Below are 20,100 nucleotides of genomic sequence, written 5' to 3' on the forward strand. Positions count from 1 at the left end.
ATGGCTTTAGAAGCAGGTGCAATTTTATTTTTTGTTTTTGTCTTTTTATTGATTGTTGGAATGCCCATTGCAATCAGTATCGCTTTTTCATCGATGCTCACGTTGTTATTAGTGATTCCCTTTGATGTCGCAGCGTTTAGTTCTGCGCAAAAAATGGTCGGGAGTATCAATAGTTTCTCATTGATTGCCATTCCATTTTTCGTTTTTTCAGGAATCATTATGAACCATGGTGGGATTGCTAAAAAATTAGTTGATTTTGCTATGTTGTTTGTTGGTCGGATCCCTGGGTCTTTGGCCCATACGAATGTTTTAGGAAACGCATTGTTCGGCTCAATCTCCAGTTCGGCGATTGCTGCTTCGACAGCGATTGGGGGCGTGCTGATTCCGCAACAAGTCGAAGAAGGGTACGATCGTAAATTTGCGACAGCAGTCAATATTGCTTCGGCACCTACAGGGATGGTGATCCCACCAAGTACAGCATTTATCATGTATTCTTTAGTTGCCGGAGGCGCTTCGATCTCAGCTCTATTTATGGGTGGCTATTTAGTGGGAGCTTTGTGGTCGTTAGGAATCATGCTCGTTGCATTTGTAGTGGCGAAGAAAAATAAATATCCGACAGTACCAAAAGGACAAGGGAAGCAAGTCGGAAAAGTGTTAAAAGAAGCAATCCCAAGTTTAGCTTTGATCGTTATCATCATTGGTGGTATTTTAACAGGATTCTTCACAGCTATCGAAGCATCTGCGATTGCGGTATTGTATTCTTTATTGATCTCCATGTTCTTCTACAAGACAGTGAAACTACAAGATATACCAAAGATGTTGGTACAATCCGTGGCGATGTCGGGAACGATCATGTTTTTATTAGCGACGTCTTCCATGATGTCATTCGCTATGGCATTTACTGGGATACCTCAAGCAATCAGCAGTCTGATCATTGGAGTCACTGATAATCGCTTCATTATTTTATTATTGATCAATATCATTTTGTTACTTGTTGGGATGTTTATGGATGTCGCGCCAGCGATTTTGATTTTTACGCCGATTTTCTTGCCGATCGCGACAAGTGTTGGTGTCGATCCAGTCCACTATGGCTTATTTTCGATCATGAATCTTTGTGTCGGTTCCATTACCCCACCAGTAGGTACCGGACTATATGTAGGAGCGAGTGTTGGTGGAGTTAAAGCAGAAGCGATGTTGAAGCCGCTGTTACCATTTTACGGTGTCATATTAACAGTTTTATTGTTGATTACGTATTTCCCCAAAATCGTGATGTGGTTACCGGATCTATTAGGATAAAGGAGAAACCATGATGAAATTAAACCTAGTCGCCAGAGGGCATGACTTGAGCCATGTACAAACCGTGGATGATTTAGCAAAAAAAGTGAGTCAACAAAAAATTTCTACGCTACAATTGGCATTAAGTCGTTCATTTCCTACACTTCCATCAGATGGACAAGCCATCAATGCTGGAATGGGGCAATATATGAAAAATATTCTCGCAAAAGAAGGCATAAGTGTCGGTATCTTAAGCTGTTATATCAACATGATCCATCCTGATCTATTTGTTCGTGAAACGGTGCTTCGTCAATTTGAAAGATATCTCCAATATGCTGCAAGCTTCGGGGCGACGATGGTCGCAACTGAGACGGGGAGTGTGAGTGAAGCGGGTTATACAGAGGAGAACTTTTCAGATGAAGCCTTCTTACAGATCGTTGAAGCCATTCACCGATTAGTACGAGCTGGAGAAAAGCATCGAATGATGGTGGGCATCGAACCAGGCTTGAATCATCCGTTGTATTCATTGGATCGTGTGGCAGAGTTAGTTGCCAAGATCGATTCGGACTATCTAGGCATCATTTTAGACTCAACCAATCTGATCACTGCAAAAAACTATCATCAACAAGTAAGTTTAGTCGAAGAAGCCTTTGAACGGTTTGGAGAAAAAATTTGCGGATTGCATCTGAAAGATTATATTGTTTCTAACAAAGAAGAGATCATCCCGGTAGATCTAGGGACAGGCATGATCGATTATGAAGCCATCGTAAACATCGCACAGAAACATCGTCCCTATCTTTATATCGTCTTAGAAGAAACAAAGGATGATGCACTAAAACAAAGTGTAATCATGTTGGAACAAGCCACAGGATAAGAAAATAATAGAATACCCGATTGTTCAATAGTGAGCAATCGGGAAAAGGGGGATAGAGATGGAAAAGAAACCGATCAATGGAAAACAAGTGAATACGATGATTTCGGATCAGTATGAGATTTATCATGTAAAAGATATCGTTAGCCAAAACAAAACGGTTTATCATCATCATGATTTCTATGAGATCCATGCCACTTTGGAAGGAGAAGCCATTTTTTATTTAGATGGTCGTCAGTTTACGATCCAATCAGGAAATGTTTTATTGATCCATTCAAGAGATCTGCATCGGATCGTTCGTCAATCAACTGATGTATTCGAGCGTGTCTACATGTTTATCACCCCTGCATTCTTAGAGAGTCGTTCCACCAAGTGGTCCAATCTATCCGCCTGTTTTTGGCCGATTGGTGAACGCCGAAGCCGGATATTACATATTGAACCACAAGTACTAAAAGAAAAACTTTCTTTTATCGACCAAACGTTGGATCGAAAAGATTATGGTGCAGATATTCGTTATGAACAAGCGCTAGTCGAATATTTGATTTTTCTCAACCGTATTGTACAGATCGAAGAACATATTTCGGAAGAAAATTTCACTGTACCAAATGAACGGTTAGAAAAAATGCTCCAATTTGTCGCAGAGAATTTGAGTGAACCCCTCTCACTCAAACAAATGGAAAAAGAATTTTTCATCAGTAAATATCATGTGACTCGCGAATTCAAAAAACATACTGGTTTTACCTTTCATCAATACGTGATGAAGAAAAAACTACTTTATTCAAAACAACTATTAAGAGAGTACGGCAACTCAAGTTCCGTTTATAGTAAATGTGGTTTCGCTTCTTATCCTCACTATTTACGCGCATTCAAAACCGAATTTGGCGTAACTCCCAAAGAATTTTTGAAAAAAGATCTGGCAGGAGCGTTTGTTCATTATACGCATTATGAAGAAGAAAACAAAGATCCCTTTTAAATTATCGTTCTTTCCGATATAATTTCCTATATAGAAATAGGAGAGTGGAATATGGAAAATAAAAAACCTTATGGGACCGTTTTAATCAAAGCTTCGCATATTTTAGATTATCTAGCAGAGCATCCAGATGCTTCATTACAAGAAATTGCAAAAGGTATCGACATGACGTCATCTACTGCATTAAAAATTTTAGATACGTTATCCATGATTGGTTATGTAAATAAAAATCAAGAAAAAAATTATCGTTTAGGTGGGAAACTGGTCCGATATGCAAACAAAAATATCGATCAAATCGATCTAGTTGAACGTACTTTGCCATTTTTGGAAAAACTACAACAAACAATTGATGAAACCATTCATCTAGGTATTTTAGACAACAACGAGATTCTCTATGTCAATAAGTTGGACCCTAAAAATCAAACGATCCGTATGTCTTCAAAAATCGGTATCACGAGACCTTTATATAGTTCAGCAATGGGGAAAGCCGTCTTGGCGCATTTTACGGAAGAGCAATATCAACAGTATATCGAACAATGTCCTCTGGTCCCCTTCACTGAATATACAATTACCAATTCTTTAAAACTAAAAAAAGAGATCCAGCAAGTTAAACAAACAAAAATCGCCTTAGATGATGAAGAAGTCGAAAAAGACATTTTTTGCATCGGTACCTCTTTAGTTCATGAGAACCAGGTGGTTGGAGCGTTTAGTGTCAGTATGCCGAAATACCGATTAAGTGAAGAAAGCAAGGCTCAAATCATTCAAACGATCCTGCAAACGAAAGAAGAAATCGAAAAAACTTTTGAAAAAAGCTAAAAAGCGTTTGCATTTTTTTATTCCTGCCGTATAATGAAGATGTAAATTTCTTTATTGTAAAGTATAATTTCCAAATAAGAAATGGGTGGGAAGATGAAAAAAATGGATATCTTATCTCGTTTGAAACAAGCGGGAGTTATTGCAGTCGTACGAGGAGCAACAAATGAAGAAGCACTGAATGCTTGTCACGCGATTATCAAAGGCGGACTAACTGGCATTGAGTTGACTTTCACCGTGCCACAAGCAGATCGAGTAATTAAAGAACTAGTAGAAACCTACAAAGACCAACAGGATGTGGTGATCGGTGCAGGGACAGTGTTGGATGCTATTACTGCGCGTTTAGCGATTTTAGCAGGTGCTGAGTATATCGTCAGCCCCTGTTTTGATCAGGAAACCGCAGAACTATGCAATTTATACCAAATCCCTTATTTACCAGGATGTATGACGATCGATGAAATCAAAACAGCGCTAAAAAGTGGCGTAGACATCGTCAAACTATTTCCTGGAAGTGCTTTCGGTCCAAGTATCATCTCTGCATTCAAAGCGCCGATGCCCCATGTCAATATCATGCCTACTGGTGGGGTCAGTTTAGAAAACATGCAAGAATGGTTTGAGGCAGACGTGATCACTGTTGGTGTTGGTGGGAACTTGTTGGCTCCAGCAGCTCATGGAGATTTTGAGGAAGTGACAAAAGTCGCACAACAATATGCGGCAAAAATGAAAGAAATTACGAGGTAACCGCTGATGGGAAGAGTCGTGACACTCGGAGAAATCATGCTACGCTTGTCGACAGAACAGGGACAACGGTTACAAGACAGTGATCATTTTTGCGCGCATTATGGCGGTGGGGAAGCGAATGTCGCGATCTCATTAGCAAATTATGGACATATGGTTTCGTTCATGTCAAAAGTCCCAGAACATTCACTGGGTCTGGCAGTCGAAAAACACTTACGAAGCTATGGGGTAGATACTAGCCTACTGCTGAAAGGCGGCCCTCGGCTTGGCACATATTATATGGAAACAGGGATCGGTGAACGTGCGGCTTCAGTCATTTATGATCGTGCTGGTTCTAGTTTCGCGGTGATGGATCGCTTGGAATGGTCACTAGAGGATTGTTTTAAGGGAGTCGATCTATTCCATGTTTCAGGAATCACACCGGCATTATCAGAAAATTGGCGATGGCTGACAAAAGAACTTATGGAAGCAGCCAAACAAGCAGGTTGTCAAATCAGTTTTGATATCAATTATCGGGGCAAGCTGTGGACACAACAAGAAGCGGGTAAAGTGTTAGAACAATTATTACCACTCGTGGATATTTGTTCAGCGGGTGAGATGGATGCGCTTTATTTGTTAGGGATAGCAAAAGCACCTGAAACGACAGTAAATCCACTTATTTATTATTACGAAAAAATGCAAGAAAGATTTCCCAACATCCAAACGTTTTACTCAACCAAACGTACGGTGCATTCAGCGAGTGAAAATGATCTACAAGGTACCTTGTGGATGAAGGATAGCTATTTCGAATCGCCGCTTCATCAAGTCACTTCGATCGTTGATCGTGTGGGTGGAGGAGATGCGTTTGCTGGGGGATTGCTTCATGGAATTTTAGAAGAGATGCAACCACAAGCAATTATTGATTTTGCGACAGCAGCCTCTGCGTTGAAACACACGATTCATGGAGATTGCAACCAATTCAATCAAGCAGAAGTTGCTAGTTTTATCACTAGCGGTTCTGGAAAAATCATTCGATAAAGGAGAGTCTATCAACATGCAAGAAATGGAAACACGTTATACACATAGCCCAGAGGATATCCGTCATTATTCAACAGAACAATTGAGAAATGAATTTTTGGTAGAGAAAGTATTTGTTCCAGGGAAAATCAGTCTTACTTATACGCACAATGATCGTATGATCTTCGGCGGTGTAACACCAACAACTCATCCATTAGAAATCAAACTAGATAAAGAACTAGGTGTTACTTATTTCCTAGAACGTCGCGAGCTTGGTGTGATCAACATCGGCGGACCCGGATTCATTGAAATCGACGGTGAAAAAGAAGAAATGAAGAAACAAGATGGGTATTACATCGGTAAAGAAACGGAGCATGTAGTTTTCTCCTCGGTAGATCCAGAAAACCCTGCAAAATTTTACATCAGTTCTGTGCCAGCACATCACAAATATCCAAATGTAAAAATCAGCATCGATCAAGTGAAACCCATGGAAACAGGCGAAGGCGTCACATTGAATGAGCGCAAAATCTACCAATATATCCATCCAAACGTTTGTGAAAGCTGTCAATTACAGATGGGTTATACCATTTTAGAACCGGGTAGTTCATGGAACACGATGCCTTGTCATACACATGAACGTCGCATGGAAGCTTATGTTTACTTTGATTATGCAAATGAAGATACACGTGTGTTCCATATGATGGGTAAACCAGATGAAACCAAACATTTAGTCGTAGATAATGAACAAGCCGTGATTTCGCCAAGTTGGTCGATCCACTCAGGTGTTGGCACAAGCAATTATTCGTTTATCTGGGCAATGTGTGGTGAAAATATCACCTATACAGATATGGATATGGTATCAATGGATCAATTGAAATAGGAAAGGAAGATAAAAATGTCATTCAATATGGATATGTTTCGCTTAGACAATAAAGTCGCTTTAATCACCGGTGCGGTATACGGAATCGGTTTTGAGATTGCTCGCTCATTAGCAGAAGCTGGAGCAACGATCGTCTTCAATAATTTAACTCAGGAATCAGTAGATGAAGGGATTGCCAACTACAAAGAAATTGGCATTGAAGCAAAAGGCTATGTTTGTGATGTGACGGATGAGTCAGCAGTACAAGCAATGGTCAAACAAATCAAATCAGAAGTTGGTCCAATCGATATTTTGGTCAACAACGCAGGCATCATCAAACGTACACCAATGATCGAAATGGATGTGGCGGATTTCCGTCAAGTCATCGACGTAGACTTGAACGCACCATTTATCATGTCGAAAGCAGTCATCCCAGATATGATTGAAAAAGGTGGCGGGAAAATCATCAATATTTGTTCAATGATGAGTGAACTTGGCCGTGAGACAGTAAGTGCCTATGCTGCTGCTAAAGGCGGATTAAAAATGTTGACGAAAAACATTGCTTCAGAATATGGTCAGTACAACATTCAATGTAATGGGATCGGACCTGGCTATATCGCGACGCCGCAAACAGCGCCATTAAGAGAAACACAAGAAAACGGGGAGCGTCATCCATTTGACCAATTTATCGTTGGCCGTACACCAGCCGCTCGTTGGGGTGATCCAATCGACTTAGCTGGACCATCTGTCTTCTTAGCATCAAGTGCGTCTGATTTTGTTAACGGACATATCTTGTATGTAGATGGCGGTATCTTAGCTTATATCGGAAAACAACCATAATAAACAAAGAATGACGAGTGCATCGTATGCACTCGTCATTTTTATTTGCGCCGACCATATTTTGATAATGGGATGTCTCTGGCTTCGCACCATTCTTTGACCGGGCCAGAAAAAATCAAGGATTGTTTGGTTAAATCACTTGTTTTTGTTGCACCGACCATAGCATAGAGCATTCGTAGTTCTTCTTGCCACTGTGCCATAAGAGCAATCGTCTCCTCGATCCCGTGTGTCATGTAGTGCGTCAAGATCGTTCCGGAAACCCCTACAGCGTTCGCACCAAGACACAATGCTTTAAAGATATCATAAGCATTTCGTATGCCACCCGAAGCAATGATTTCGGCGGCTGTATTTGCTTCGTTCGCTTCAAGTAAGGAGGACACAGTAGATTGCCCCCAATCCGTCAAATAAGCCAATTCACGTTTTTTACGACGAGCATTTTCGATTTGTGTGAAGCTTGTTCCGCTACGTCCACTGACGTCAATCGTCTTGATACCTAGTTCAGACAGTTCAATGATGGTCTCCCTCGTCATCCCAAAGCCCACTTCTTTTACGATCACTGGCACATCAAGAGTTTGTTGGATTTCTGAGATCAGTTCTTTCCACTGCGAAAAATCGCGATCCCCTTCAGGCATGACTAATTCTTGTGGTGCATTTAAATGGATCTGTAACGCATCCGCTTGGAAGAGTGCTACAGCTTCTTGGGCACGTGCGACAGAAGTACCAGCACCGACATTCGCTAAAATCTTCCCTTCAGGATAGACATCTCGCATCACCGTATAAGAATTTGCCAAGGAAGGATCTTTCAAGGCGGCGCTGACAGAACCGGTAGCAACCATCAATCCAGCACTTTTAGCAATCTGTGCAAGGTCATGATTGATCTTTTTTGTTTTTTCACTACCGCCAGTCATGGCATTGATATAGAAAGGACTAGAAAGAGTAAAACCTGCAACTTCTGTCTTCAAAGACACTTCATCGACCTTGCTTTGTGGAAGTGGATGATGGACAAGTCGAACGAAGTCAAATTCATTTATTTGTTTGTTGTGAAATGCTTTAGCTAATGATACATGTTCATCTTTTCGATTCATAACATGTCCTCTTTCTGTTGATGGTAGACATGTAATGGAAGCGGGGTGATTTCAGCTTCTTCCCAAGCACTCATCAGTGGAAGGATACCTGATTTTTGGTCCACGATCACGATGCCACAATCCCCACCGCCAGCGCCAGAAGATTTCGCCGCGCCTTCAAATTGTTCAGCTAAACAACACAGTTTATTTAATGCTGGTGTTTCAATCAACACGCCAGTGATGGCAGACAGATCACGCAATAATTCACGATTTTTACGAATCATTTCTTGGATCAAAGCAACGTCGTTTTCTTTAAAACCTTGGATCATCGTGTTGACGCAAAGCGTACTATCTTCAAGGAATTGTTGATACGCCGCCATTTTATCTTCACGAGAGCGATGTACTTGGTCCACTAAGTCGGAAGTAGAGGCAGGACTACCAGTCCAACCAATCAATAAACGGAGATCTTCCGGAGTGTGTAAGGATTCAATAGATAAACCAGGCCAATCGAGCGCTAATAATTCACTGATCGTTTTACTTGATTCTTGTTCTTTGAGCCATTGGTGGTCAAAAGTGGAGAAGGCGATCCAACCACCATAACAGCTAGCCGCAATATCACCACAAGAACCATTGTCTTGGACAGCTAGATTAGCTAAGGCTGCAATTTTAAAAATCTCAAGCTGAGATAAATTCAGTGCATAAAATTGGTTCAATGCTCGTACAGTCGCTACCGCTACTGCGCCACTAGAACCTAGTCCATACTTCCTACCATTTGAGCTATCTAATTCACTGGTTACCTTCAAGTCATAAAATGAAAGAAGAATGTTTTTTTCCTGTGCATATTTCTCAGTTAAACGTATAGCAGCAAGGATATAATGGAACGGGTTTTCACGGATATCTAGAATGAGTTCGCCTTTTCGTCTTGTCCAACGCACAGGCATCTCGCTATATTGTGCAGATTGGATACTCCCGACTTTCCGAGCAGCTTTCACTGTTACTGTGACGAATTGATCGACTGCCACGATGATTGCAGGATGCCCCGTTTCGACAACTGCGTATTCTCCAGCGATATAAAGTTTTCCAGGTGCAGATACTTCAACCATAACAATCTCCCTTTATTCAATAATCGTGATTCCTTGCCCAGCATGAGCAAGAATCACTTGTTGACGACTAAATAATTCAATGAATTTTGCTTGAACAGCCGTTTGATTTTTCTTTTCAACTAATACTTTGACGTTTGGGCCTGCATCCATCGTGAAATAGCAAGGAATGCCTGAAGCACGTAGTTCACGAACCGTTTGCATCGCCTTCAGACTATCTGGAGACCAGTAGGTGAAGGGTGGATTAGCCGCTAACGTGGTGCCGTGCATTTTTAACCCATTTCGCTCCATGATTTCGCCCATTTTTTGGAACGATTTTTCAGCGATTGCTTGTTTCAGCTCCCGTAGATCTGTTTCGACTGAATCAAGCCACCCTTGATAAAAATGTGAAGTTTTCACTGTTCGGCGCATTCCATCACGACTAGATACATCTTTTTGTTGATCATTGATCAATACAAATACCATGGCGAGTTCGTCTTCAAATCCATTAGAAGGGATTTGTTGCGCATATGAAGTTTGGTCATCATGCCCTTTTTCCCATTCCACGAAGCCACCAAAAATACTACGACAAGCAGAGCCAGAGCCGCGACGAGCTAGTCTGGACAGGGATTGTTTATCCAATTCTAGTCCTAGGGCTTCATTACAGGCGCCGGCTAACGCAGCTAGACCGCTTGCAGAAGAAGCTAACCCTGCGGCTGTTGGAACAAAGTTATGGCTGATCACTTTTGCGCGTTTATTTGTATTCGCTTGTATGCGTACAAGATCAAGGAAGCGACTGACTTTTTTGGTGGCTGCTTCTGTTTGTAATTCATGATCTAAATAGAACAGATCGTCTGTGAACGAATCTGAAAAAATCACTTCGGTTTCTGTGTAGAAAGCATCGAGAGTGAGAGATAAACTGTTGTTCATCGGAAGAATCAATTCTTCATTTTTTTTGCCCCAATATTTGATCAAGGCGATATTTGTATAAGCACGGGCTTTACCACTAAGCATAGGTATGTACTCCTAATCCTTGAATCCAAGTTTCAGCTGCGCCTGCTTGTATTAGTGCGTGGCTGATTTCTTGAGCTTCTGTTTTTGTTTGTGCTAAGGCAATCATACATCCACCACGTCCGCCACCGGTCAATTTTGCTCCTAAAGCGCCAGCAGCACGTGCGGTAGCAATCAGAGTATCTAAAAAGTCATTACTGATCGTCAAACTTTTTAGAATGCGCTGGGCATCATTCATTGCTTCAGCTAACTTTTCTGGCGAATTGTCGATAATTGCTTTTTTAGCTTGTTTCGTCAAGTATCCTAGTTGTTGGATTTTTTGTCCAGTTTTCTGCGCATCTTTCTCAAAAAGGTGTGCGACATCTTTCACTGCTGCACGTGTTTGTCCTTTGATTCCCGTATCAGCGACAATCAAGAAAGCATCAATATTCAACGCAAAATAATCAAAAGGATGGCCTTTTGTAAAATAAATCGGTTCAAATCCACTTGTTGCGGCAGCATCGATTCCACTGGGGTTTCCATGTGCGATTTTTTCAGAAACTTGCACATGTGCCAATAATTGTTCTCGTGATAATGGCAACTCATAGGCGGAATAAAAAGCTCGTGTGATCGCGGTGGCTACGGCTGCACTGGAACCCATCCCACGTTCTGCAGGGATGGTGCTCTCAATCGTTAAACGCAAGGTGTCTTGCACATGGTAGTGAGTTTTCAGACCAGCAATCAGCTGTTTGATATTATTCAACGCATGTGGTGCATCATGTAAATTTCCTATATAGTAGGAAGAAATAAGTTGATCTTTATTGAATGATTGGAGTGCTTCAAGTGTAGCTGTTACTTTTGTTGCATAAAACGGAAAGGCAATGGCAGGCTCGCCGTAAACGACAGCATGCTCACCCATTAAAATCAGTTTTCCACTCGATTCCCCTTGGCCATGAATTGCCATAATACAACTCCTTCTTTTCCTCTAAGAGTAGCTTTTTAACAAAAAATAAAGCGCCTATTACTATGTGCGCAATGTTTGTCCAAAAAAACAGTCCTTCTTTATTTTACTAAAACCAGTCAAGAAGTAAAATAAAGAATACGATTTCTCGACAAAAAACGTGATTTTCTTAATAAAATTTTGATTTTTCATAGGAAAGAATCTTGTCTATTTCGTTTGACACCACAAGATATTGGGGTTATATTTAGAAACATGAAAAAAAAACACTGTATTTAGTGGGAGAAGTGAGTTGGAGGGAAATGAGTGTGATTGTTTTAGCAGGAACGATAGGAGCAGGGAAATCAAGCTTAACAAAAATGATTGCTGATCATTTTAAGAGTCAGGCATTTTACGAATCAATCGATGACAACGAAGTATTGCCTTTGTTTTATGCAAACCCTGAACAATATGCGTTTTTATTGCAAATTTATTTTTTGAATAAGCGATTTGCAAGTATCAAGCAAGCGATGCAAGAGGATAACAATGTGTTAGATCGTTCGATCTATGAAGATTCATTATTATTTCATTTAAATGCAGATCTTGGTCGAGCGACAGCGACAGAAGTCCAAGTCTACGATGAATTATTGGCGAACATGATGGAAGAATTGCCCTATGCGGCATCGAAAAAACATCCCGATCTATTGGTTCATATTCGCGTATCTTTTTCAACCATGTTAGAACGGATCGAAAAAAGAGGGCGGGCATATGAACAACTTTCTTTTGACCCTAGTCTCTATGAGTATTATCAAGAATTGAATCGCCGTTATGATGAATGGTATGAAGCTTACGATGAAAGTCCTAAGATCCAAATCGACGGTGACTGTTTGAACTTTGTGGAAGATGAAGCAGCTAGAGTACAAGTGTTACAAATGATTGAAGAAAAACTAATGGAGATCCGTGAAGAAGTCAGCATATAAAAAATGTTCTGACTTAAGTGGAACTTTGAATTGTCCGAATAAAAAATCACAAAAAAGAGGCAACCACAAATGAGTGATTGCCTCTTGCTTATTTGAATCGTTGTTTAGTCGAATAAAGGGTAGTGAGTTGATTTATTTAGGGTAAAATAATGAGTGAGCAATGCCTGGTGCCCAGTTTGTATCACCATAGTTCAAGTGAGATTGCCAAGTGATATATGTCACACCGTTGTGAACAACTTCTTCACCGGCTGTATAAGAAACCGGTGCGAATAAGCTTCCTACTGTCCATTGACGTCCTGGAGTGACTTCACCACCCCCGTCACCGCCATTGTCATCGCGATCTGTCGTAATAGATAACGCATTGCTTGCATCAGATAGTTCATCCGTATTGCTGACTGCGCGAACCACGAATGAGTAGGTAGTGTTTGCAGCTAATCCAGACACTTCGTATTCTGTTTCTTTTGTTGAACCAATCAATTGATTGTTACGGTAGATGTTGTATTGTTTGATTCCTTTTGAATGAGTAGAAGCGCCCCACATCAATGAAACACTTGAACTTGTTTGACCCATCGAGTGTAAGTGAGTTGGTGTAGTTGGTTTTTCTTGTGTATTTTCTGTTGTAGTTTTTACTGTCAAAGCTGTTTTAGCAGAGACTAAGCCAGTTTGTCCAACTGCTTCGATTTCATAATTATAAGATGTATCCGCAGTTAAGTTTGTATCACTGAAATCTGGTGTTGTTGTGTTTCCAAGCAATACGCCATCACGGTAAACGTTGTAAGAGGCAGTATTCGCTTGGCTGTTCCAAGCTAATTGGACAGTTGAAGAAGTCACATTCGTCGCACGAACGTTTTGTGGTGCTGTTGGTGCTACTGGAATTGCTGAATCACCTTTCAAGTTGACGTCGACTACTTGATAGAATGCAGCGCCTGTGTCATGGATATCCCAAACAGCTAGAACGACATGGTAACCAAGCCGATCCTTTGGTATATTCACTGAATGCGATGGATTAGTCGAAGCTTGTGCCCCGTGATGATCGATAGTTGCTAATAATTCCAAATCGCTACGTTTTAAGGGCTCATTTGGGTTCCAACCTACTTTAGTAATATAATAATGCCATTTAGTGGTACGGTGAGATTGTGTATAACGCCATCTGAATGTATTCACACCAGTATCTAAGTTTTGTTTTGTCCACATCGTTTCTGTTTGGTTATCTAGTAAGAAGCTTCCTCCAACTGCACCATTTGCAGAAGCGATGCGTCCGTCAGCAGGGCCAGCTGCTGGGAAGCCTTTAGCAGTTTCTAATGATTGTGGTTCATAAATCACTGGACCATATTTTGCTGCTGCAGCGGATAAATTAACATTACGGTCTAAGTGTCCTTGATACGCACGACTGATCGGTGATTCGACATAACCGTGAGCAGAAGCGTCTTGTTCCCCAATCGTTAAGCTTGCTCCAAATAAAATCCCCGAGCATAAAACTGTACCAAAAATTTGTTTTTTCATTTTTTCCTCCATATGTAAATAAGATTTAGATAACGAATAATAAAAAACGAATTTCGTAATTATCTCTCTTTTGTGTTATCTGGGATTAAGATTATCAAATAAAATGAATAGTTACGAATCAGTTTATACCGATGTGTAGGTAAAAAAATGATAGAAACATAAATAGTATGATTTGTTATAACGTTGATTTTTTAAGGATTTAGGTACCATATTTGGAAAATGAGAACATTTTTTTATAAAAAAATATTTCTTGGGATTAAGAATTGAATGATTTTGTTCAGATTCTATTTTAGTTATCTTAAAATAAAAAAAGTGAAATTATATAAAACGTAAATGAGGTAGTAGCAGAAGGGTGACAGATTCGATTGGTGATAAGGGAAGTAACAAAAATATCTAATTGCTGAGCTGTATGAGAAGAAGAACTGCTACGATTAAATAGAAAAAAGTGAAGAAATGATTGACAAAAAGAAATAGATTTGGTATGATAATTAAGTTGAGAAATAAAAGCAGAAGCACCCGCTTCTCGCCTTAGTTGATACAGTCACTGGGCTAGATAGTTTTCATCTATATGTAGTATAGGTGGAGTACGTGCGGGTTCTATCAAAAGAACTCGTTTTTTTATTGCCGTTCATTCGGTAAGCTTTTCTTTCTCTCATAATATTTGGAGGTGAATGACCATAGCAAAGGATATGATGGTTAACGACGGCATTCGTGCACGTGAATTACGATTGATCGGTTCAGATGGTGAGCAATTAGGAGTTAAGTCAAAAGCAGAAGCATTGCAAATTGCAGAACAATCAAACTTGGATCTTGTGTTAGTTGCTCCAGGTGCGAAACCACCAGTAGCGCGAATCATGGACTACGGAAAATACCGTTTCGAGCAACAAAAGAAAGACCGCGAAGCGCGTAAAAAACAAAAAGTGATCAATGTAAAAGAAGTTCGTTTAAGTCCAACGATTGATTTGAATGACTTCAATACAAAACTTCGTAATGCACGTAAGTTCTTAGAGAAAGGCGATAAAGTGAAAGCTTCTATCCGTTTCAAAGGCCGTGCCATTACCCACAAAGAAATTGGTCAAAAAGTCTTGGATCGCTTAGCTGAAGAAACTGCTGATATTGCAACAGTGGAACAAAAAGCGAAAATGGACGGACGCAGCATGTTCTTGACGCTGGCACCGAAAAACGACAGTAAGTAATTTGAATGACTAACTGATTGTTGGACAGTCAATAGTCGGATAACGAAAGATTTTGAGGAGGAAATATAGTCATGCCAAAACAAAAAACACACCGCGGATCAGCAAAACGTTTCAAACGTACTGGTAAAGGCGGATTGAAACGCTTCCGTGCGTTTACAAGTCACCGTTTCCACGGCAAAACTAAAAAACAACGCCGTCAATTACGTAAAGCGCGCATGGTTTCTAGTGGCGATTTCAAACGTATTCGTCAACAACTAGCAAAAATGAAATAAGAACGTAAAATAATTGAAATTTAAAGATTTATTTTTATTAGGAGGAATTATACATGGCACGTGTAAAAGGTGGAACAGTAACTCGTAAACGTCGCAAAAAAATGCTGAAATTAGCAAAAGGTTACTACGGTTCAAAACACACTTTATTTAAAACAGCAAAAGAACAAGTAATGAATTCATACAACTACGCATATCGCGATCGTCGTCAAAAGAAACGCGACTTCCGCAAATTGTGGATCGCTCGTATCAACGCAGCGGCTCGTATGAATGGCTTAAGCTACTCAAAATTGATGCACGGTTTGAAATTAGCTGAAATCGACATCAACCGCAAAATGTTAGCTGACTTGGCTGTCCATGATGCAGCAGCATTTACTGCATTAGCTGACCAAGCCTCAAAAGCCCTAGAAAACAAGTAATAGGCAACTTTTGAATACCCCGAACCCACTATAATCAGTGGGTTTTTTATTTTGCATTTTGTTATATTTCATTCATGAATTCAGCAAAACGATTAGCTGTTTTATCTCTTTGGTCTTTGGATAAGTGAGTGTAAATGTTCAGTGTCGTTTTCACATTAGAATGTCCAAGTCTTTCTTGAGCTTCTTTAATTGGGATATTTGCTTTGTATAACAGACTTGCATGTGTGTGCCTAAAACCGTGCATTGTGATTGTTTTGATTTCTTTACCAGTCTTTTTCCTATACAATCTCTGAATCGTTAAAAACCACTCTTTAGTTATACCTGATTCGAGATAAGTATTTTTGTAATTAGAAAAAATAATCTGTTTAGGATTTAGCTTAGGTAAATCAAATTTTATTGCTTGTTTTTCCTGCCATGTTTTAAAAGCTACTAATGTGGTATCGTCCAAGCTTATTCTTCTAAAACCAGCCTTTGTTTTCGGTGGGTGAATTAGGGTTTTGTTTCTGTCTCCTTTAGCAACAGTTTTAGTTCCTTCTAAATACTTCTCGTCAAAATTAATATCCTCCCAAGCTAAAGCAAATGCTTCTCCTTTGCGTAATCCAGTAAATGCCAATGTTCTAAAAAAGGCATATCTTTCAGAATCAAAATTTTCTTTTGTAAATCTCAGAAACTCGATTAATTTTTCTTTAGTAAAAAAATTTGAAAACTCTTCATACTGATTTAAATTAAGATTGGTTACTGGTTTTTTAACATTAGCCATTGGGTTTTGATAGATTAATTCTAAGAACATAGCATGTTCCATTACTCTATTAAAATAGTAAATAAACCTACTAGCTCTTTTTGATTTATCTTTATACCATTCATTTACTATTTGCTGACAATAAATTGGAGTAATGTCTTGGATTCTCATTTCTTGAAATTTTGGCAATATAGCATACTTGAATTCACATTTAGCTGTAACTGTAGTGCTTTCCTTTACTAAGTTGCAATACTGCTTATACCATAGTGTGAAAATTTCATTAAAGGTACGGTGTTTCTTAGGTACATACTGTTCAGTTGCAACCAAAAGACTTAATTCCGCTAATGCTAAACTAGCTTCTTCCTCTGTTTTAACCCCCCTTCTAGTTGTTTTCTGTTTCTTCCCAGTTTTAGGATTGATGCCTACATAAAAATCAAACATATAATTGATAGTGCCATCTTGTTTTTTGTATGGTTTAATTTGTGCCATAAAAATTTTCCTTTTTATGGCATAGGATAAAGTTGAGAATATTATACGATATCTGAAAAGAAATCTCGAGAATGGATGGAAAAATAGAATTAGAACACTTGAATTTACTTAAACGTTAATTTGATAATATAAATTCTCAATAACGCATAACAAATATAAAAATTGCAGTTTTTATATCTTTCATGTATCATTGTATAGTGTAATTGATTGGAGGTGGTTTACTTGACAAGTGACTCGGAAGATGGAGAGCAGAAAATCTTAGTATGCTTATCCTATTTCTTAATTGAATAGATTATATAGGTGCATCGGTCTAGGTCTTTTAGCTAGTGTAACGATGGGCTTATTTGTGTTGTAAAAATTTAGGCAATTAGGAGAAGATAAAACAATTATGAATAAAAAAAATATATATCAAATGGATGTTAAAGACGTTTTAGAGGAATATGAATTATCTGATTTAGAAAATGGTTTAAATAATGAACAAGTTGAAGAAAGTTTAATCATAAATGGTTTAAATAAACTAGAGTCGAAGAAGGTACCAAAATGGAAACTCCTTCTTCGACAGTTTAACAACATGATAATTTATATTTTAATGTTCTCAGCATTGCTGACATTAATGATGGGACATACATCAGATGCGATCATTATTGCATTAGTAGTTATTGTAAATGCACTAATAGGATATTATCAAGAGGCAAGTGCTTCTGATGCCTTAGAACGAATCAAAGAAATGTTGTCTTCAGAAGCTACAGTATATAGAGAAGGTGTTAGAAAAGACATACCATCTGAAGAAATAGTTGTTGGCGATGTCGTTTTTTTAGAAGCCGGTGATAATGTTCCAGCAGATTTGAGAATCGTTGAAGCCGATAATTTGAGGATTCAAGAATCTACTCTGACTGGTGAACCTGATTCTGTAGAGAAGACTGAAGAATCCTTAGAATCGAAAGACATACCACTTGCTGAAAGAGTTAATTTAGCTTTTGCTTCAACTTCTGTTACTTCTGGTAGTGGCATAGGAGTTGTAACTGCAGTTGGTGAAAAGACTGAAATAGGAAAAATATCAACTGATGTTAATCACACGGAAACTAGAAAAACTCCACTCATGAAAGAGATAGATGGATTGGGTAAAGGAATTACTTATGTCATAATGGGTGTAGCAATAGCTTTGTTTGTTTTTAGTTTGATTTTAGAGACGTATTCTTTGTCAGTGCTATCTCTTGCCGTAGTTACAATGATTGTGGGGTCTATCCCTGAGGGGTTACCAGCCACAACTTCCGTTGTTCTAGCAATGGGTGTGAGTGATATGGCTAAGAACAAGAACACAATAGTTAAGACCTTGCCTGCTGTAGAAACATTAGGCTCTGTAGATGTTGTAGCTACAGATAAAACTGGAACTTTAACTAAAAATGAAATGACTGTGAAAGATATTATTTTTTATAAAAAATATCTTCAAGTGACAGGAGATGGATACAAACCCAAAGGAGAGATTCTTCATAATGATTCTCCAGTTGTAGTCGATAACCAACTTGAATTGTTTTTAGAAGCTGGGTTTGAAGCTAATGACACGGTGCTGGTGAAAGAAGAGGACCGTTGGACAATTAATGGAGAGCCTACGGATGGTTCTTTCTTAACGTTGTTTTATAAGCAATATTCTTATCCTGAGAAACCAGACTATGAAGAAATAGACATGTTACCTTTTGATTCGGATTATCGATACATGGCAAAGCTTGTCGAAAATAGTAACAAAGAACGGATTATTTTTATAAAAGGTTCTCCCGATAAACTTTTTCCAATGGCACAATCTTTTGATTCTTCATTTGATGAGAAATATTGGTTTCAACAAGTATCAGAACTTTCTGAGGAAGGAAAAAGAGTTGTTGCTGTTGGATTCAAAAAGGTCTCTTCTGATATTGAAGAAGTGACGCATGAATTACTTAGTCAGGGCGTAAACTTACTGGGAATTGCAGGAATTATTGACCCTCCAAGAGAAGAAGTTATTCAAGCTTTAGAAGAAATGAATCATGCAGGTGTTCACGTCAAAATGATAACGGGGGACCACCCTTTAACAGCTAAAGCGATAGGTGAAAAACTTGGTTTAGCTCCTAAGATAAACGTGGTCACTGGTGCGGAACTTGACAGTATGTCACACGAAGAGTTTAAGAATGCAGTGTTGTATAATCAAGTATTTGCAAGAACCACACCAAAAAATAAAATGGATATTGTGGAAGCTTTACAAGAAAGTGGAAAAGTAACTGCGATGATGGGTGATGGTGTCAATGATGCTCCTGCTTTAAAGAAAGCTGATATTGGTGTAGCCATGGGAATGAAAGGAACAGATGTTGCAAAAGATTCTGCGGATATGATTCTAACAGATGATAATTTTGGAACAATGTCTGTAGCCATCAGAGAAGGTAGAAGAATTTACGATAATATCAAGAAGAGCATATTATTCCTTCTGCCAACATCTTTTGCTGAAGGTTTAATCATTGCTTTTACAATTTTGATGCAAAAAGAAATGCCATTACAACCAACACAATTATTATGGATTAATATGGTATCAGCAATTACGATTCAATTTGCTTTTATCTTTGAACCTGCAGAAGAAGGGATTATGACTAGGAAACCACGTAAAACAGGGAATCGCTTATTAAATGCCCATGATATATGGCAAATGGCATATGTATCCATAATAATGGCTTTAATAAGTATAGTTTCTTATGAATGGTTATTAACACAAGGAGTTAGTCAGGCAGTTGCTAGTACTATGATGATTAATATTGTAGTCTTGAGTAAAATATTCTACTTATTTAATATTCGTACTAATCAGCCAGTAATTTCAAAAAGTTTCTTTAGTAATCCTAAAGCCTTCTTGGTAATTTCGATTATGATTATTCTGCAGCTAATTTTGACTTATGTTCCATTCATGCAGTCTGTTTTTTACACGGAAGATATGTCCATGTTAGCATGGGGAATTTCGGTTGCATCAGGTATAATTATTTTGCTGATAACTGAAATAGATAAACTTATTCGGCTAAAAAAATAAATAGATAAAAAGGTATGCTGTCACTTGCATACC

General features: G+C 38.9%; 19 protein-coding genes and 1 other annotated feature. Of the genes, 13 read left to right on the top strand and 6 right to left on the bottom strand.

Features of this window, described 5'->3' with window-relative positions; translation table 11 throughout:
- From IGJ49_RS01105 to IGJ49_RS01140, 8 genes are all read left to right on the top strand, one after another.
- Complete coding sequence (locus IGJ49_RS01105) at positions 1 to 1,296, top strand: TRAP transporter large permease (RefSeq protein WP_194179636.1); 1,296 nt, start codon at positions 1 to 3, stop codon at positions 1,294 to 1,296.
- Positions 1,297 to 1,309: 13 nt separating this feature from the next.
- Positions 1,310 to 2,149, top strand: a complete 840-nt coding sequence (locus IGJ49_RS01110; RefSeq protein ID WP_438722192.1) for a sugar phosphate isomerase/epimerase family protein — start codon at positions 1,310 to 1,312, stop codon at positions 2,147 to 2,149.
- 58 nt (positions 2,150 to 2,207) lie between these two features.
- Positions 2,208 to 3,119 (top strand): AraC family transcriptional regulator, encoded by a 912-nt coding sequence (locus IGJ49_RS01115; protein WP_438722193.1) that lies wholly within the window; start codon positions 2,208 to 2,210, stop codon positions 3,117 to 3,119.
- Between the two features lie 51 nt (positions 3,120 to 3,170).
- Positions 3,171 to 3,932 carry an IclR family transcriptional regulator gene (locus tag IGJ49_RS01120; protein WP_438722194.1) on the top strand — a complete coding sequence of 254 codons (762 nt, stop codon included), beginning with the start codon at positions 3,171 to 3,173 and terminating at the stop codon, positions 3,930 to 3,932.
- Between the two features lie 93 nt (positions 3,933 to 4,025).
- Positions 4,026 to 4,670, top strand: coding sequence for a bifunctional 4-hydroxy-2-oxoglutarate aldolase/2-dehydro-3-deoxy-phosphogluconate aldolase (locus tag IGJ49_RS01125; RefSeq protein ID WP_438722195.1), 645 nt, complete (start codon positions 4,026 to 4,028; stop codon positions 4,668 to 4,670).
- A 6-nt stretch (positions 4,671 to 4,676) separates the two neighbouring features.
- Positions 4,677 to 5,684 carry a sugar kinase gene (locus IGJ49_RS01130; protein ID WP_010736578.1) on the top strand — a complete coding sequence of 336 codons (1,008 nt, stop codon included), beginning with the start codon at positions 4,677 to 4,679 and terminating at the stop codon, positions 5,682 to 5,684.
- A 16-nt stretch (positions 5,685 to 5,700) separates the two neighbouring features.
- Entirely contained in the window at positions 5,701 to 6,543 is an 843-nt protein-coding gene (gene kduI, locus IGJ49_RS01135) for a 5-dehydro-4-deoxy-D-glucuronate isomerase (RefSeq protein ID WP_062805847.1), read from the top strand.
- Between the two features lie 15 nt (positions 6,544 to 6,558).
- Positions 6,559 to 7,362, top strand: coding sequence for a gluconate 5-dehydrogenase (locus IGJ49_RS01140; RefSeq protein WP_010736576.1), 804 nt, complete (start codon positions 6,559 to 6,561; stop codon positions 7,360 to 7,362).
- A gap of 41 nt (positions 7,363 to 7,403) precedes the next feature.
- On the opposite strand, the gene fni is transcribed toward IGJ49_RS01140, so the two are convergent.
- The 4 genes from fni to mvk are packed head-to-tail and all read right to left on the bottom strand — an operon-like array spanning position 7,404 to position 11,459.
- The gene (fni, locus tag IGJ49_RS01145; protein ID WP_438722196.1) at positions 7,404 to 8,447 is read right to left on the bottom strand and encodes a type 2 isopentenyl-diphosphate Delta-isomerase; all 1,044 of its coding nucleotides are present in this window, start codon (positions 8,445 to 8,447) and stop codon (positions 7,404 to 7,406) included.
- Positions 8,444 to 9,529 carry a phosphomevalonate kinase gene (locus IGJ49_RS01150; protein WP_438722197.1) on the bottom strand — a complete coding sequence of 362 codons (1,086 nt, stop codon included), beginning with the start codon at positions 9,527 to 9,529 and terminating at the stop codon, positions 8,444 to 8,446. Before IGJ49_RS01150 ends, fni begins: the two co-directional genes overlap by 4 nt.
- Before the next feature lie 12 nt (positions 9,530 to 9,541).
- On the bottom strand, positions 9,542 to 10,519 hold the full coding sequence (gene mvaD, locus IGJ49_RS01155) for a diphosphomevalonate decarboxylase (RefSeq protein ID WP_010736573.1): 978 nt from the start codon (positions 10,517 to 10,519) through the stop codon (positions 9,542 to 9,544).
- Positions 10,512 to 11,459 (bottom strand): mevalonate kinase, encoded by a 948-nt coding sequence (gene mvk / locus IGJ49_RS01160; protein ID WP_010736572.1) that lies wholly within the window; start codon positions 11,457 to 11,459, stop codon positions 10,512 to 10,514. The genes mvaD and mvk overlap by 8 nt, the downstream gene beginning before the upstream one ends.
- A gap of 296 nt (positions 11,460 to 11,755) precedes the next feature.
- Between mvk and IGJ49_RS01165 the strand changes: the two genes are divergently transcribed.
- Entirely contained in the window at positions 11,756 to 12,412 is a 657-nt protein-coding gene (locus IGJ49_RS01165) for a deoxynucleoside kinase (RefSeq protein ID WP_023518966.1), read from the top strand.
- Positions 12,413 to 12,544: 132 nt separating this feature from the next.
- On the opposite strand, the gene IGJ49_RS01170 is transcribed toward IGJ49_RS01165, so the two are convergent.
- The gene (locus IGJ49_RS01170) at positions 12,545 to 13,915 is read right to left on the bottom strand and encodes a lytic polysaccharide monooxygenase (RefSeq protein WP_438722198.1); all 1,371 of its coding nucleotides are present in this window, start codon (positions 13,913 to 13,915) and stop codon (positions 12,545 to 12,547) included.
- Positions 13,916 to 14,413: 498 nt separating this feature from the next.
- Positions 14,414 to 14,543: a sequence feature (ribosomal protein L20 leader region), on the top strand.
- Positions 14,544 to 14,586: 43 nt separating this feature from the next.
- Between IGJ49_RS01170 and infC the strand changes: the two genes are divergently transcribed.
- The 3 genes from infC to rplT all read left to right on the top strand — a co-directional run bounded on the left by infC (position 14,587) and on the right by rplT (position 15,799).
- The gene (gene infC / locus IGJ49_RS01175; protein WP_010736567.1) at positions 14,587 to 15,111 is read left to right on the top strand and encodes a translation initiation factor IF-3; all 525 of its coding nucleotides are present in this window, start codon (positions 14,587 to 14,589) and stop codon (positions 15,109 to 15,111) included.
- A gap of 71 nt (positions 15,112 to 15,182) precedes the next feature.
- A complete protein-coding gene (gene rpmI, locus IGJ49_RS01180) occupies positions 15,183 to 15,383 on the top strand; it encodes a 50S ribosomal protein L35 (RefSeq protein WP_010736566.1) in 201 nt (66 codons plus the stop codon).
- A gap of 53 nt (positions 15,384 to 15,436) precedes the next feature.
- Positions 15,437 to 15,799: a 50S ribosomal protein L20 gene (gene rplT / locus IGJ49_RS01185; RefSeq protein ID WP_438722199.1), complete on the top strand. Its 363-nt coding sequence runs from the start codon at positions 15,437 to 15,439 to the stop codon at positions 15,797 to 15,799.
- Positions 15,800 to 15,860: 61 nt separating this feature from the next.
- Here rplT and IGJ49_RS01190 read toward each other — a convergent pair whose 3' ends face one another.
- Entirely contained in the window at positions 15,861 to 17,027 is a 1,167-nt protein-coding gene (locus IGJ49_RS01190; protein ID WP_438722200.1) for a tyrosine-type recombinase/integrase, read from the bottom strand.
- 388 nt (positions 17,028 to 17,415) lie between these two features.
- On the opposite strand from IGJ49_RS01190, the gene IGJ49_RS01195 reads away from it, so the two are divergent.
- The gene (locus tag IGJ49_RS01195; RefSeq protein WP_438722201.1) at positions 17,416 to 20,067 is read left to right on the top strand and encodes an HAD-IC family P-type ATPase; all 2,652 of its coding nucleotides are present in this window, start codon (positions 17,416 to 17,418) and stop codon (positions 20,065 to 20,067) included.
- The last annotated feature ends 33 nt before the right edge of the window (positions 20,068 to 20,100 follow it).

Origin of the sequence: Enterococcus sp. AZ171, assembly GCF_051714005.1 — a bacterium.
Lineage (GTDB): Bacteria > Bacillota > Bacilli > Lactobacillales > Enterococcaceae > Enterococcus_B > Enterococcus_B pernyi.

Bases quoted from the DNA above. Each gene is read 5' to 3' on its own strand.
- IGJ49_RS01105 (WP_194179636.1), top strand. From the start codon at position 1: ATGGCTTTAGAAGCAGGTGCAATTTTATTTTTTGTTTTTGTCTTTTTA.
- IGJ49_RS01165 (WP_023518966.1), top strand. From the start codon at position 11,756: ATGAGTGTGATTGTTTTAGCAGGAACGATAGGAGCAGGGAAATCAAGC.
- IGJ49_RS01115 (WP_438722193.1), top strand. From the start codon at position 2,208: ATGGAAAAGAAACCGATCAATGGAAAACAAGTGAATACGATGATTTCG.
- IGJ49_RS01130 (WP_010736578.1), top strand. From the start codon at position 4,677: ATGGGAAGAGTCGTGACACTCGGAGAAATCATGCTACGCTTGTCGACA.
- IGJ49_RS01150 (WP_438722197.1), bottom strand. From the start codon at position 9,529: ATGGTTGAAGTATCTGCACCTGGAAAACTTTATATCGCTGGAGAATAC.
- IGJ49_RS01125 (WP_438722195.1), top strand. From the start codon at position 4,026: ATGAAAAAAATGGATATCTTATCTCGTTTGAAACAAGCGGGAGTTATT.
- IGJ49_RS01120 (WP_438722194.1), top strand. From the start codon at position 3,171: ATGGAAAATAAAAAACCTTATGGGACCGTTTTAATCAAAGCTTCGCAT.
- IGJ49_RS01140 (WP_010736576.1), top strand. From the start codon at position 6,559: ATGTCATTCAATATGGATATGTTTCGCTTAGACAATAAAGTCGCTTTA.
- rplT (WP_438722199.1), top strand. From the start codon at position 15,437: ATGGCACGTGTAAAAGGTGGAACAGTAACTCGTAAACGTCGCAAAAAA.
- IGJ49_RS01170 (WP_438722198.1), bottom strand. From the start codon at position 13,915: ATGAAAAAACAAATTTTTGGTACAGTTTTATGCTCGGGGATTTTATTT.
- IGJ49_RS01190 (WP_438722200.1), bottom strand. From the start codon at position 17,027: ATGGCACAAATTAAACCATACAAAAAACAAGATGGCACTATCAATTAT.
- fni (WP_438722196.1), bottom strand. From the start codon at position 8,447: ATGAATCGAAAAGATGAACATGTATCATTAGCTAAAGCATTTCACAAC.
- infC (WP_010736567.1), top strand. From the start codon at position 14,587: ATGACCATAGCAAAGGATATGATGGTTAACGACGGCATTCGTGCACGT.
- rpmI (WP_010736566.1), top strand. From the start codon at position 15,183: ATGCCAAAACAAAAAACACACCGCGGATCAGCAAAACGTTTCAAACGT.
- mvaD (WP_010736573.1), bottom strand. From the start codon at position 10,519: ATGCTTAGTGGTAAAGCCCGTGCTTATACAAATATCGCCTTGATCAAA.
- mvk (WP_010736572.1), bottom strand. From the start codon at position 11,459: ATGGCAATTCATGGCCAAGGGGAATCGAGTGGAAAACTGATTTTAATG.
- kduI (WP_062805847.1), top strand. From the start codon at position 5,701: ATGCAAGAAATGGAAACACGTTATACACATAGCCCAGAGGATATCCGT.
- IGJ49_RS01195 (WP_438722201.1), top strand. From the start codon at position 17,416: ATGAATAAAAAAAATATATATCAAATGGATGTTAAAGACGTTTTAGAG.
- IGJ49_RS01110 (WP_438722192.1), top strand. From the start codon at position 1,310: ATGAAATTAAACCTAGTCGCCAGAGGGCATGACTTGAGCCATGTACAA.